A 12,513-nucleotide genomic window follows, 5' to 3' on the forward strand; every position below is an offset into this window, starting at 1 on the left:
CCGGACTCCTTACTCCATGGGGGGATGGTGCAGCCTCAGCTCGACGACGCTCTTCACGTCCGCGAGATGGGCCTTCATCAGCCGCTCAGCGGCCTGGGGGTCACCTGCCTCGATCGCTTCGAGGATCGCCAGGTGTTCGTCGTAGTCACGCCGCCGGTCATCGAAGATCTGCAGGATCTCCCGCTGCTCGTTGGCGTGCACGGTCAGCAGCGAGTCGACGATCTCGTGCAGGACGCCGTTTCCGGCCAGCCGGGCGGTGGCCCGGTGGAAGGTCATGTTGGCGTCGTGCAGTTCGGCGTCCTCGCCGCGCAGGTGGAGCGCCGCCTCGTCGAGCATCGTGCGCAGTGCGGCGATGCCCTCGGCGGTGGCGTGCTGCGCGGCCATGGCCGCCAGCGGCGGCTCGATGACGATGCGGGCGCCGAGCAGCTCCAGGAGCTGGGCGCCGCGCATCTCGCGCATGTTGGGGTTGGGCATGACGAGACGTTCGATCGCGGAGCCGACGTATATGCCGGAGCCGTGGCGCATCTCGATCGCGCCGGTGGCTTCGAGCCTGCGCAGTGCCTCGCGGAGCGTCGGGGTGGTGACAGCGAAGCGCTGGGACAGTTCTCTTGTCGAGGGCAGCCGGTCGCCCGGACGATGACCTCCGGTACGGATGAGCTCCAGCATGCGCTCGGTAAGCGCGTCGGAGAGCGTGGGACGGGTGACTTCGGCCGACATATCAAGTCATCTAATCACCTTACGTGCACTGCGTCTATGCGTGCTTTCGGAGTATTTTGCAGCCCATGAAAAGGATCCTGGCGTGGACGGTGCCCGTCCTCCTCGTGCTCGGCACGGCCGGACTGGGCGCGGCCGGCTGGTACTACTCCGGCATGGTCATCGACCCGTCAGGCGGCCAGAACTCCTACCCGCTGGAGGTCACCGAGGCCACCGCCGACCAGGTCACGCTCAAGGGCGGCGGCGACACGGCCGCGCCCGGCACCTACGGGCTGACGTGGAAGGACGGCAACGCCACCCTGGGCAAGGTGATCTCCACCGGTCCCGGGACGGTGACGCGCGAGGTCCTCAAGGTACGGCGGGGCGAACTGAAGCCCGGGGTCCGCGGCTACCTCGACCGGTGGGTGTGGGCCAACGAGGATCCGGAGTCGGCGCTCGGCCTGCCGTACAAGAAGGTGAAAATCCGCTCGGAACTGGGCGAGTTCCCGGCGTGGCAGACGGAGGGCAAGTCGAAGACGTGGGTGATCGCGGTGCACGGGCGCAACGCGAACGCCAGCGAGGCGCTGCGGATCACCCCGGCTTTCCACAGGCTGGGGATGCCGGTGCTGGGGATCAGCTACCGCAACGACGCCGGAGCGCCGGCCGGGCCCGACGGGAAGTTCCACCTGGGCGCGACGGAGTGGGAGGAGGTGGCGGCGGCCATCTCCTACGCGCGGTCGCAGGGGGCGGGCGGGGTGGTGCTCTACGGGTACTCGATGGGCGGCGGGATCGTCGCGATGGCTGCCCGCAAGCTCCCCAAGGAGCCGATCAGGGGGATCGTCCTGGACAGTCCGGTGATGGACTGGAACGGGCCGATCGAGGCGGGGGCTCGGGAGCAGGGTGTGCCCTTGTGGCTGGCCTCGGTGGGGCAGTTCGTGATCGAGCGGCGGACGGGGATCTCGCTGGCGGAGCTGAATCACGTGGCGCACGCCCAGGAGTTCAGGATGCCTGTGCTGCTGTTCGTGGACGACTCCGACACGGGGGTGCCGCCTGGGCCTGCTTTGGAGTTTGCCCGGGTTCGGTCGGATTTGGTGAACGTGGTGCGTACGCAAGGGGGTGGGCACGTCGGCTCATGGAACGTCGATCCGGAGGCCTACGAGAAAACCGTCACCGACTTCGCCACAAAACTACCCATGGCATCCCTCTGACCCCGCGCCTTCTCTTCCCCAGCGCCTTCTCCATGACCAGGACCGCCCTCATCGCGCGAAGCGCACCTACGGGCCTGTTCCCCGCTGTCCTACGGCTTCTTCTTGAGCAGGGTCATCATCTGGTCGATCTGGGCCTTGCGTGACTTGCTGATCTGGTCGGCCCACTGCTTCACGTCCGGGTTGATCCCGTTCATGGTTTCGATCTTCGCCATCTGGATGGCGTCATCCTGGTGCGCGATCAGCAGGTTGAGGAAGTCGGGCTCGAAGTTCTTCGACTTCGCCAGGCGCTCGATCTTCTCCCGGTCGGTCTCCGGCATCCCGCCATGATGGTCGTGGGCACTGGAAGGCGCGACGGTCGGCTGGTCCCAGGACCGCAGCCACTCCATCATCTTCTTGACCTCGTCCCCCTGCGTGGACTCGATCGCCATCGCCATCACTTTGAGCTGGTCCTGGACGGGCTTGGCCCGAGCCTGCTTGACGATCTCGATGCCCTGCCGATGATGCGGGATCATCATCTGGAGGAACATGACGTCCTCGGAGTTGGCCGGTGCTTCCGTCTCGGGCGCGGAGCAGGCGGCCGCCAGTAACAGAAGCCCCAGGGCGAATGCTCTTTTCATCTCGAACCCGAGATTGACACGTTACGGCGGTCGAGTCGAGACCCGAAGTCCGCCCTTAAGTGTGCTTAATCCTCCCTTAAGTATTGGCTGCCGACGGCCGGGGTCCGGCATGATCGCCCGATGAGTACGCTGCACGGCACGCTCGTCCGGCTTGAGCCCCTCACCCTCGGCCACGCCCCCGACCTCGCGAAGGCCGCCGAGGAGGACCGCTCGTCCTACACGTTCACCATGGTCCCTCGGGCCCACGAGGTCGAGTCGTACATATCCGCCCAGCTCACCCGCCCAGGCCTGACCCCCTTCGCCCAGGTACGCACCCGGGACGGCATGGCCGTGGGCTGCACCGGCTTCTGGGACCCCCGCACCTGGCCCGGCCGCGCGGACCTGCGCGCCATCGAGATCGGCTTCACCTGGCTGGCCGCCTCCGCCCAGGGCAGCGGCATCAACGCCGAGGCCAAGCTCCTGATGTTCGACCACGCCTTCGACGTGCTGGGCGTGGCGCGCGTCGACCTCAAAACCGACGCCCGTAACGAGCGCTCCCGCCGCGCCCTCGAACGTCTCGGCGCGACCTTCGAGGGTGTACTGCGGAGCTGGTCCGTCTCCTGGGCGCCCGGCGAGGAAGGGCAGCTCCGGGACTCGGCGATGTTCTCGATGATCGCTCCCGAGTGGCCCGCCGTACGCCGGACCCTGATCGCGCGCCTCCACGTCCGAGCAGGAATGAAGAAGCATCCAACGGCCCCCGCCACCTAACGTCGACGGCATGAACCTCGCACTTCAGTACTGCCACATCACCGTCAACGACCTGGACGAATCGCTCGCGTTCTACCGCGACGCCCTGGGCCTGGAAGTGCGCAACGACGTCGGCTCGGACGTGTCCCGATGGGTCACCCTCGGGGGCGTGACGCAGCCCGGCCTGGAGTTCGTGCTGTCGCAGCCGCACGCCGGCCGTTCCCAGGAAGACGGCGACGCCCTGCGGGAACTGCTGGTCAAGGGCATCCTGCCGATGATCGTCTTCAGCACCGACGACCTAGACGCCACCTTCGAGAAGGTGAGGGCGTTCGGCGCCGAAGTACTCCAGGAACCCATCGACCGCCCCTGGGGCCCACGCGACTCGGCTTTCCGCGACCCGTCGGGAAACATGGTGCGCATCCAGCAGGCGTAGCCGAGACCGGGCTCGCCGGCCGCGCCTTCACCTCGTCTCCGGGGTCCTGCCGAGCGGCACGTCCGCCGTGGGTTCCCCGGCCGCCGCTGCCGTACGGGCGGGTCATGATTTTCATGTTGTGGCCGGTGGGCTCCTCGACGGAGACCCATCGGCCGCCGTCCCGGGTGTTGACCTTTTTGGGTGCCCAGTGGTCGAGACCGCCGTCGCCGAAGATCTGGTTTCCCGGCCGCGACGGGCTTGCTAAAGTCTCGAACGAGACTTCTCACCGCGGGCTCACGCCTCGCCAACCAGCTTCTTCGGGCCCCGATGGCCGCGGAAAAGGTGGGAGTCGTTCCACACCTGGAAGAGAGTATCTCTGCGATGGTGCTGGCAATACGGCGCGTGAGTCCGCCTTTTGTCGCGGCCGCGGTGACGCAATCGGACGTCCGACGTTCTGATCATCTCTGTATGCCTCGGAGTGCGCGGGAACCCGTTTCCTGCCGTTAATCGCGATCGGTTCGGGTTCTCACCGCACTCAGTGCCACTTCGCGGCGTTCGCCTGCCGCCGCGGAGGAGAGTTCCATTACCGGTCGCGAGCCCTGGGCTCGCCACCGTGCCGAATAGGCGTGTCCCTTGGCCATGACCGGTTTTCCGCTCATGGAGGTAACCAGAGTGACAGAAGTCAATTCGGCGGAGGCACCGGTCACGCGGCGGCCGTGGCTGGTTCTCGGCATTTTCTGCGCCGGCTTTTTCATGGCCCTGCTGGACGGCACCATCGTCAACATCGCCGTCCCCACGCTCATCAGCAGCGTCGACGCCTCGTACAACCAGGTGCTGTGGGTGCTCGACGCCTACCTGCTGGTCTTCACGGTGCTGCTGATCACCACAGGACGGCTCGGGGACATCTTCGGCTACCGGCGGATGTTCCTGATCGGCATCACGCTCTTCACCGTCGCCTCGGGCCTGTGCGGGCTGGCCGACACCGGAGCCCAGCTACTGGCCGCACGGGTGCTGCAAGCCGTGGGTACGGCGCTGCTGTTCCCCCAGGTCATCTCAGCGATCCTGACGATCTTCCCCGGGAACATGCGCGGCCGCGCGTTCGGCCTCTTCGGCGCGATCGCGGGGCTTGCTCCGGTAGCCGGGCCGATCGTCGGCGGCTTCATCCTCGCCAAGCTCAGCTGGCCGTGGATCTTCTTCATCAACATTCCGATCGGCGTAATCACGATCATCCTGACCCTGATCTACGCCCCGCCCATGCGCTCCGCCGGCACCCGCAGCCTCGACCTGGTAGGCGTCGCGCTGGCCACCGCAGGACTGACCGGCATCGTCTTTGGCCTCATCGAAGGCGAGCGCTACGACTGGGGCACCACCATCGGCTCCATCATCGTCGCCGGAATCGTGCTGCTGGCCCTGTTCGTCCTCTGGGAGACCCGCGAGAAGAGCGAGCCCCTCATCCCGATGGCCCTGTTCACCGCCCGGAACTTCTCGATCGGCAACGGGGTCGGTTTCATCTTCTACGTCGGCATGATGGCGATCCCGCTCGTCATGGTCCTCCACCTGCAGACGGCCCGCGGCCACACCCCGCTGGACACCGGCCTGCTCCTGCTCCCCGGCGCCGTCATCACCGCGTTCGGCTCCGCATACAGCGGCCGGCTGTCGGACAAGTTCGGCGGCAAGTACATCCTGATGGCCGGGCTGGCCATGCTAGCCGCCGGCCTGCTCGTCCTAACCCTCACCACCGCCCCGAACAGCAGCACGTGGAGCCTGCTGCCCGGCCTGATCATCATCGGCTTCGGCAACGGCGCCACGTACGCCCCTCTGCAACAGGTCACGATGGACGGCGTCAACCCACAACTGGCCGGCGCCGCCTCCGGCGTGGCCAACACCATCCGCCAGATCGGCAGCGTCGTAGGCCTGGCTGTCCTGGGCGCCCTACTCTCCACCCGCCTAACCGCCGCCCTGCAAACCAACGCCACCCAGCAGGCCGCCCAACTACCCCCGCATCTGCGCGAGAAGTTCATGACCGCCATCACCAGAGCCGCCGAGCACTTCAGCCCACCCACCCCGCCCCCCGGCCTCAGCACCACCGAAGCCGCCCTCTTCCAACGCCTGGGCAACGAGGCCTTCACCACCAGCTTCACCGGCGCCATTCACACCACACTCCTGGCCACCGCCGCCATCCTCATCGCCGCCACCACTTTCTGCGCCCTCCTGCCGAAACAGCAACCGGAGGCCACCCCTGACCGAGCGAAGAAAGTGGCGGGGTCATCAAGCAGCGATATCCACGCTGAGTCATAACGCCATCCGAAAATCCTTCACCGTCCGTGAATCGCCCCCCGCGAAAGGAGCGGCAGGAGGCCCTGCGAGGACCGCATAGGCCGAGAATTCGAGGACGGTGGAGGATATGCCGTCGTTGCCGGCCAAGTGTCTGGCCCGGCGGCAATGGTCACCAGCGCCTGAGATCAACAAGAGAGTGCTGGGCCGACACGATCAGCAGAAAGGCTCGCTATAAATGGCTGAAGGTGCCCGGCCCCGCCGGGGCCTTTCGCGCAAATTCTGACGGACCAGCTCGGCGAGCCCATTACGGACGGGGAATTGCGGGGCGGGATTCCCGCCCGTCCCTGCGGCTGATCCGCATCGCCCGCGAGGGACCGCAGGGGAAAGGCGGGGCCATGCACCAGTCCCTCCTGGCCACCTGGGAGGCGAGGGCCCGGGTCGTCCCTGCGCGACAAGACCGCCTGCGAGCACGCCCTCACCCGGTCCACGTCCGCCACTCCCGGATAACGGTCACGGTGAACGTCTACACCCAGGTCCCCTCTCCGGAGACCGCAAGGCGCTCAAGCGCTGAACAAGCGGTTGACCTCGTAGCTATGCAGCTGAACAAGATCGAAAAAGGCCCTTCCGGATGATCCGGGAGGGCCCTTTTCCCGCGGAGCCGCCTTCGGGATTCGAACCCGAGACCCCTTCATTACGAGTGAAGTGCTCTGGCCGACTGAGCTAAGGCGGCACTGCCGTACAGCGTGATGAAGTCTACAGGAGGTGCGGCACTTCTCGCTCCCGTCGATCAGCAGCGGGTGCCGTCGCGGGGGGTGGTGCGGGTGATGAGGTAGTGGTCCACGTGGGTGTCGATGCAGGTGGAACCGCTGCCGTAGGCGGTGTGGCCGTCGCCCTCGTAGGTGAGGAGGGTGCCGGATTCGAGTTGGTCGGCTAGGGATTGTGACCATTGGTATGGGGTTGCGGGGTCGCGGCGGGTGCCTAGGACCAGGATGGGGGCGGCGCCTGCGGCCCGCAGGGTTGCTGGGGGTTCTGGGGCGGGGGGCCAGAAAGTGCAGGGGAGGATGCTCCACATGACGTAGGAGCCGAAGACTGGGGCGGCTTGTGCGGCTTTGGTGGCGGCTTGGGCCAGTGCTGAGGTGCTGGGTGGGGTTGGGGTGTCGGCGCAGGTTATGGCCATTCCGGATTCGGTCTGGTTGGAGTAGGTGCCGTCGTCTGCGCGACCTACCAACTGGTCGGCAGAGGACAGGAGCAGGGTGCCGTTGCCCTTTTGGGCTTCGGCCAAGGATTCGGACAGGGCTGGCCAGGAGTTTCGGTCGTAGAGCGGGGTTAGGGCTCCCAGGGTTGCCAAGGCTTCTGTTACTGGGCGGCCGGTTTCGCTGGTCAAGGGGTCTTTGTCGGTACGGCGGAGCAGTTCTGACATCTCAGCTAGGGCGTGTTCTGGGGTCTTTGAGGTGAAGGGGCAGGACTGGGTGGTGAGGCAGTCCTTGGCGTAGGCGCGGAAGGCGGTTTCGAAGCCTTTGGCCTGGTCGAGGTTGAGGCGTTGGCGGGTGATCGCGGGGTCCATGGCGCCGTCCAGGACCAGGGCGCGTACCTTGCCTGGGAACAAATGCGCGTATGTCGCGCCTAGGAGGGTTCCGTAGGACTTGCCTAGGTACGTTAGCTTTTCGTCGCCCAGGGCGGCTCGGAGGAGGTCCATGTCGCGGGCGGCGTTCGTGGTGCTGACGTGTGGGAGGAGCTTCGGGGAGCTTGCCTGGCAGGCCTGGGCGAAGTCCTTCGACGCCTGTTCCAGGGCGGACTGCTCGGGCTGGGTGTCGGGGGTGGCGTCCAGGGCTATGAATGCGGACAACTGATCGTCGGTCAGGCATTTGATGGGGGTTGACGCGCCTACGCCTCTGGGGTCGAAGCCGACGATGTCGAACCGTTCGCGGATGTCCTGGCTGAGCATGGCGGGGGCGGCGCGGGCGTAATCGATGCCGGAGCCGCCGGGGCCGCCGGGGTTGATCACCAATGAGCCGATACGGTCGCCGCCGGCCGGGAGGCGGATCACGCTGATCTCGATGTGTTCGCCGGCTGGTTGGGCGTGGTCAAGGGGGACCCGGAGGCGGGCGCACTCGAAGTCGTCGCCGCAGTCTGACCAGGCCAGGGTCGCCGGGGCGGGGGGTTGGGCGCTCGCGCAGCCGGAGGTCAGCAGCATCAGGGCGGCTAGCAGGGCTCGGCACCACACTGTCGCCATGCTACGCCGAGTCGATCGCCGCCATGGGGCGGTTGACGGCGGAGAGGGTGGCTTCGGTCCTGGTATGCCCTACTGCGTCAACCATCGCGAACCTGCGCCTCTCGACTCGGGCCCTGCTACCTCCCGTCACGAACCGGATCCCTTCGACCCGGGGGCCTGCCTCACGTCGCGAACCAGCGCCCCTCGACCCGACCCTGCCTCCCGTCGCGAACCGGATCCCCTCGCACAGGCGCCCAACCCGGCACCCCTCGACGCACACACTGCCCCCTCCCGAACCGACACCCCCTCGACACGGACGCTCTCCCCGTCGCGAACCACCCCCTCGACGCGGGCACTCCCCCTCGCGGGAGCGGCGCCCCACGACGTGGGTACTCCCCTCGCGGAGCAGCGCCCCTCGACCCGGGTGCTGCTCTCTGATCACCCGGGTCAACTAGGTCGCGCGGTAGCGGGCGAGGAAGAGGTCGACGCCTGAGGTGATGGTGCGCTTGAGGTCGATCTCCGCGCGGGGGTCGAACGTGCGGAGCAGCTGTGGCACGCCGATCGTGGCCGCCACCAGCTGCCGCACGGCGAGGACCGGGTCGGGCACGCTGATCTGCCCGCGCTCATCCAGGATCTCGAACGCCTCGACGAGCTGCTCGTTGTTCATCTTGTCGCTGATGCGGTACCACGCGTTCCCGAGCTGCGGAAAGCGGTCGATCTCGCCGATGACCAGCCTCCGCAGGGCCATGATGTCGGGACGTAGGAGGATCTCCGCCCATTCGGTCATCAGGCCGATGAGGGCGGTCCGCAGGTCGTCCGCCTGGGCGATCTTCGACTTGCAGGGCTCCAGATGCGCGTACGTCTGCGGCAGGATCCCCCCGATCACCGCCAGGAAGAGCCGCTCCTTGTTGCCGAAATGCTTGTAGATCGTGGGTTTGGACACCCCGGCCCGGGAGGCGATGGCATCCACCGATGCGGCCGTATATCCCTCTTTGAGGAACTCGACCTTGGCCGCGTCGATGATCGCTTCGCGCTTGCGCTGCGAAACGTTGACCGCATCGGGGATGATCGGGAGGCCGAATTCGTCAACGTTCATGCGCGTAAACTACACCGTTTGGTGTCCTCTCCTTGACCAGCGGGACGACCTCGGTCGCGAAGCGCACCACCTGCTCGACCGACTGCTGCTCCGGCCAGAAGATGAACGTGGTGAACGGCTGCTCGATGGCGAGCTTCGCCAGGAAATCGGCCCATTGGTCCGGCGTGCCGCGTACCGGATCGGAGCCGTGTTCGGGCAGTTCGCCCGAGGTGGTGGTGATGGTGCCGACGACCTGCGCCATCCGCATGACGGCGGCCGGGTCACGGCCTTCGGCGCGCGCGGCCTGGTCGATGAGGGCGTTCGCCTCGGGCCAGCTCTCATACGGCAGATAGGACGGGATCGGCGCCGCCCACCCGTCGGCCAGCCGGCCGGTGAACCGCAGTGCCCTCGGCCCCTGCGCGCCGACCCAGATGTTGATCGGGTGGGCCGGCGGTGGCCCGGCATGCACGCCGTTGACCGTGTGGTGCTCGCCGCGCAGCCGTACCGTCGGCTGGTCTGGGCTCCACAGCGCGCGCATGATCTCCATCGCCTCGCCGAGCGCGTCAAGGGCCGCCGCGGGCTTGAGCTCGGGCACGCCCATGCCGGCGATCGCCCGCCAGTAGCCGCCCGCACCGATGCCCAGCTCAAACCGCCCGCCAGAGGCCAGATCCAGAGTCGCCGCAGTGTTCGCGAGTACGGCCGGCGGACGCAACGGCAGGCTGGCGACATCAGGGAAGAACCGGATCCGCTCGGTGTGCTCCAACAGGGTGCCGATCAGGGCAAAGGCGTCGACTTGGGAGGGGGCATAGGGATGATCCTGTACGCCGACCAGGTCGAGGCCGGACTCCTCGGCAACGGTGACCAGTTCGCGATGGGCGGCTATGTCGGGTGTCGGGACAAGGGAGAAACCGAACTCCATGAGAACCTCCGGATATGATCTCCCTTCGAAACTAAACCGTTCAGTATCTACTGTCAACTACACCGTTCAGTGTGCCTCGCCGCATGACCGCGCCGCCTGTGACGACGCTGCGGGGTCAGCGCGTGGAGGTGGCGCGTGGAGGGACGCGAGCCGTCCACGGTCTTCCGGCGAACGCCCGACCGAGCCGATCATTCGGTTGCCACAGCGGCGCAGTTAGCCCCAAATGCCCATACGGCCCGTGAGTTCCCAGCCCGGGAACAGACAACCTCGGCCCTGCGTCACACGGGCTTCCACAGCCCGCCTGGAATCCGACGTTCTCGCGGCCGGGTTCAGGGGGTTGGGGTGCCGTCGGGGTTGGCGCCTTCGGGGCCGTACTGCTTTTCGTGTTGCTGGCGGGGGGAGCACACCGACGCCGACGGGCAGGCGCATCGGCGCCCCCCGTCGTCCAGGCGGACCAGCACGGTGTCCGACGGGACGTTGTGGCCCATCACCGTGCCGTCGCCCTGGGGTGTGGCCACGCGGCTTCCCGCTTTCGGCATCCGGTAGCGCGTCTCGACGTACAGCGGATGCTCGTACTTGAGGCAGCACATGAGGCGTCCGCACGCCCCCGCGATGCGCAGCGGGTTGACGGGCAGGTCTTGGTCCTTGGCCATGCGTACCGAGACCGGTTCGAAGTCCTTGAGGAACGTCGCGCAGCACAGGTCACGGCCGCAGGGGCCGATGCCGCCCTGGAGGCGGGCTTCGTCGCGGGGGCCGATCTGACGGAGTTCCACCCGGGCGCGGAGGTTACGGGCCAGGTCGCGGACCAGCGCCCGGAAGTCGACCCGGTGCGGCGCGGAGAAGTAGACGGTGTAGACGTTGTCCTTGTCGAGGTAGTCGACGCCGACCACTTTCATGGGCAGGCTATGACGTTTGATCAGGCGCTTGGAGACGCTGCGGGCCTCCGCGCGGCGGCGCTTGTTGCTCTCGTCCCGGGCCAGGTGCTCGTCTCCGGCGACGCCTTCGCACACGGGCAGCCCGTCGATGTCCTCACTCGAGTACTGCGGCGCCCACACGCACTCCGCGACCTCGGGACCCGAGTCGGTGGGCACCAGAACCTTGTCACCCACCTTGGGGGTGTGCCCGCCCGGGTCGAGGTAGTAGAGCCTCCCGTAGCGTGTGAAGCTCACGGCCATGATCATTCCCATGGGCTAGAGCTCGCCTCCTGACGGCCTCGGGGGTGCCTACCATTGCCACACTACGTGCGTAGACCGCCCAAACGTGAGAGTCACTAGCACTACTTTCCCCACTCCACCCAAGATCCCCTCGTGTACGAGCCCGCTCGGCCCAACCCCGTGCGTGATCAACCCAGAGGGTTGGGCCGAGCGGTCAGCATGACGTCGACGTGGGGCACGGGTGCTCCACCACCCGCTCCACGCCTGCCAGGGACTCGATCACCTTGATGACGCGCGCGTGATCAGCGTCCGGGTGAAGCAGCAGCCGGATGGACTCGTTCATGTCCTCGGGTGTCTGGCCCGCTGTGGCGCCGATGCTCTGCCGCGCCTTCCAGGCCATCTCCCGAGTCTCGACCTGGGTGTTCGCCACCTCGGGCAGCGACCGGAGCGTGTCGTGCGCGACCTTCACCTGCTCAGGTGTCGCCCCGCGTTCCGAAGGCGTGGCTTCACACAGCGCGCTGGCCCCGCCGCGTCGGCACATGAAGACCGAGATCGTACGCTCCTGCGGCCACCCCTCCGGCAGCCCCGCGGTCATCTGCCGCCGGAGCATGCTGGAATCCACCACCTGCGCGACACCGGGCATGGCCTTGACCTCGGCGATCAGCGACTGGTAGTCCGCCCCGGGTCTGATCTTCACCCGGAACGACTCCGGCATGTCCTGCACCCGGACAGCCTTCTTGACGCTCTCGGAGATGAGGTCATCGGCCTGGAAGTTCTTGAACGCCTCTCGCTGGCCCTCGAAAACCAAGGTCTCCACCCAGGGAGCGCTCCGCAGGGCCCGTTGGACAGCCAGGCGCTGCTCCTTCGTGATGGCCTCGCCCCCGCAGGACGGCAGCGCGGGGTTATCCCCGTGGCAGAGGAAGACGGACAGATCGGCCATGCCGCTGTTCGGCGGCAGCACCGCGGCGGCGGTGCTCAGAGTGCCCTCGGAGGGCGAGGTGACCATGACCCCCGTCATCACACCGGCCGCCACCACGACCGAGGCCACCGTCACCCACCGGCGGCTCGCCCGCGGGATCAGCAACCGCACACGCGCCCAGCTCACCCCGATCCACCGCATGTCAACCCTGCGCCGTCGCACCGCCGACCCCGCACTCAACGGGCGCAGGGTCTCCGGGTCGATGACTGCCCCCGCCTCGGACAGCGCTTGACGCAGACGT

General features: G+C 67.3%; 12 protein-coding genes and 1 tRNA gene. 5 read left to right on the top strand and 8 right to left on the bottom strand.

What is annotated here, in order from left to right; translation table 11 throughout:
- Positions 1 to 9: 9 nt before the first annotated feature.
- The gene (locus HNR40_RS41310; protein WP_184971428.1) at positions 10 to 717 is read right to left on the bottom strand and encodes a FadR/GntR family transcriptional regulator; all 708 of its coding nucleotides are present in this window, start codon (positions 715 to 717) and stop codon (positions 10 to 12) included.
- Between the two features lie 65 nt (positions 718 to 782).
- On the opposite strand from HNR40_RS41310, the gene HNR40_RS41315 reads away from it, so the two are divergent.
- Positions 783 to 1,901: an alpha/beta hydrolase gene (locus tag HNR40_RS41315; protein WP_184971430.1), complete on the top strand. Its 1,119-nt coding sequence runs from the start codon at positions 783 to 785 to the stop codon at positions 1,899 to 1,901.
- Positions 1,902 to 1,990: 89 nt separating this feature from the next.
- On the opposite strand, the gene HNR40_RS41320 is transcribed toward HNR40_RS41315, so the two are convergent.
- Entirely contained in the window at positions 1,991 to 2,518 is a 528-nt protein-coding gene (locus HNR40_RS41320; RefSeq protein ID WP_184971432.1) for a DUF305 domain-containing protein, read from the bottom strand.
- 120 nt (positions 2,519 to 2,638) lie between these two features.
- Here HNR40_RS41320 and HNR40_RS41325 point away from each other — a divergent pair, with 120 nt between their 5' ends.
- The 3 genes from HNR40_RS41325 (at position 2,639) to HNR40_RS41335 (ending at position 5,954) form a co-directional block, all read left to right on the top strand.
- The gene (locus tag HNR40_RS41325; RefSeq protein WP_184971434.1) at positions 2,639 to 3,265 is read left to right on the top strand and encodes a GNAT family N-acetyltransferase; all 627 of its coding nucleotides are present in this window, start codon (positions 2,639 to 2,641) and stop codon (positions 3,263 to 3,265) included.
- A gap of 10 nt (positions 3,266 to 3,275) precedes the next feature.
- A complete protein-coding gene (locus HNR40_RS41330; protein ID WP_184971436.1) occupies positions 3,276 to 3,677 on the top strand; it encodes a VOC family protein in 402 nt (133 codons plus the stop codon).
- 651 nt (positions 3,678 to 4,328) lie between these two features.
- Positions 4,329 to 5,954 (top strand): MFS transporter, encoded by a 1,626-nt coding sequence (locus HNR40_RS41335; protein ID WP_184971438.1) that lies wholly within the window; start codon positions 4,329 to 4,331, stop codon positions 5,952 to 5,954.
- 635 nt (positions 5,955 to 6,589) lie between these two features.
- Here HNR40_RS41335 and HNR40_RS41340 read toward each other — a convergent pair.
- The 6 genes from HNR40_RS41340 to HNR40_RS41365 all read right to left on the bottom strand — a co-directional run bounded on the left by HNR40_RS41340 (position 6,590) and on the right by HNR40_RS41365 (position 12,233).
- A tRNA-Thr gene (locus tag HNR40_RS41340) sits at positions 6,590 to 6,663 on the bottom strand.
- A gap of 57 nt (positions 6,664 to 6,720) precedes the next feature.
- Positions 6,721 to 8,166 carry an alpha/beta hydrolase gene (locus HNR40_RS41345; protein WP_184971439.1) on the bottom strand — a complete coding sequence of 482 codons (1,446 nt, stop codon included), beginning with the start codon at positions 8,164 to 8,166 and terminating at the stop codon, positions 6,721 to 6,723.
- Between the two features lie 430 nt (positions 8,167 to 8,596).
- Positions 8,597 to 9,241: a TetR/AcrR family transcriptional regulator gene (locus HNR40_RS41350; protein WP_184971442.1), complete on the bottom strand. Its 645-nt coding sequence runs from the start codon at positions 9,239 to 9,241 to the stop codon at positions 8,597 to 8,599.
- Positions 9,231 to 10,139, bottom strand: a complete 909-nt coding sequence (locus tag HNR40_RS41355; RefSeq protein WP_184971444.1) for an LLM class flavin-dependent oxidoreductase — start codon at positions 10,137 to 10,139, stop codon at positions 9,231 to 9,233. Before HNR40_RS41355 ends, HNR40_RS41350 begins: the two co-directional genes overlap by 11 nt.
- A gap of 329 nt (positions 10,140 to 10,468) precedes the next feature.
- Complete coding sequence (locus HNR40_RS41360; protein ID WP_376773576.1) at positions 10,469 to 11,314, bottom strand: PSP1 domain-containing protein; 846 nt, start codon at positions 11,312 to 11,314, stop codon at positions 10,469 to 10,471.
- 193 nt (positions 11,315 to 11,507) lie between these two features.
- On the bottom strand, positions 11,508 to 12,233 hold the full coding sequence (locus HNR40_RS41365) for a permease-like cell division protein FtsX (RefSeq protein WP_184971446.1): 726 nt from the start codon (positions 12,231 to 12,233) through the stop codon (positions 11,508 to 11,510).
- Here HNR40_RS41365 and HNR40_RS41370 point away from each other — a divergent pair.
- Complete coding sequence (locus HNR40_RS41370; RefSeq protein WP_184971447.1) at positions 12,232 to 12,504, top strand: hypothetical protein; 273 nt, start codon at positions 12,232 to 12,234, stop codon at positions 12,502 to 12,504. The two genes, HNR40_RS41365 and HNR40_RS41370, sit on opposite strands and share 2 nt — an antisense overlap.
- The last annotated feature ends 9 nt before the right edge of the window (positions 12,505 to 12,513 follow it).

The organism is Nonomuraea endophytica (assembly GCF_014203235.1).
In the GTDB taxonomy this organism is placed as follows: Bacteria; Actinomycetota; Actinomycetes; order Streptosporangiales; family Streptosporangiaceae; genus Nonomuraea; species Nonomuraea endophytica.

What these genes read in the sequence shown, in the direction of transcription:
- HNR40_RS41350 (WP_184971442.1), bottom strand. Translation starts at nt 9,241, where the DNA reads ATGAACGTTGACGAATTCGGCCTCCCGATCATCCCCGATGCGGTCAAC.
- HNR40_RS41330 (WP_184971436.1), top strand. Translation starts at nt 3,276, where the DNA reads ATGAACCTCGCACTTCAGTACTGCCACATCACCGTCAACGACCTGGAC.
- HNR40_RS41365 (WP_184971446.1), bottom strand. Translation starts at nt 12,233, where the DNA reads ATGGCCGATCTGTCCGTCTTCCTCTGCCACGGGGATAACCCCGCGCTG.
- HNR40_RS41315 (WP_184971430.1), top strand. Translation starts at nt 783, where the DNA reads ATGAAAAGGATCCTGGCGTGGACGGTGCCCGTCCTCCTCGTGCTCGGC.
- HNR40_RS41310 (WP_184971428.1), bottom strand. Translation starts at nt 717, where the DNA reads ATGTCGGCCGAAGTCACCCGTCCCACGCTCTCCGACGCGCTTACCGAG.
- HNR40_RS41355 (WP_184971444.1), bottom strand. Translation starts at nt 10,139, where the DNA reads ATGGAGTTCGGTTTCTCCCTTGTCCCGACACCCGACATAGCCGCCCAT.
- HNR40_RS41345 (WP_184971439.1), bottom strand. Translation starts at nt 8,166, where the DNA reads ATGGCGACAGTGTGGTGCCGAGCCCTGCTAGCCGCCCTGATGCTGCTG.
- HNR40_RS41360 (WP_376773576.1), bottom strand. Translation starts at nt 11,314, where the DNA reads ATGGCCGTGAGCTTCACACGCTACGGGAGGCTCTACTACCTCGACCCG.
- HNR40_RS41320 (WP_184971432.1), bottom strand. Translation starts at nt 2,518, where the DNA reads ATGAAAAGAGCATTCGCCCTGGGGCTTCTGTTACTGGCGGCCGCCTGC.
- HNR40_RS41325 (WP_184971434.1), top strand. Translation starts at nt 2,639, where the DNA reads ATGAGTACGCTGCACGGCACGCTCGTCCGGCTTGAGCCCCTCACCCTC.
- HNR40_RS41370 (WP_184971447.1), top strand. Translation starts at nt 12,232, where the DNA reads ATGCCGCTGTTCGGCGGCAGCACCGCGGCGGCGGTGCTCAGAGTGCCC.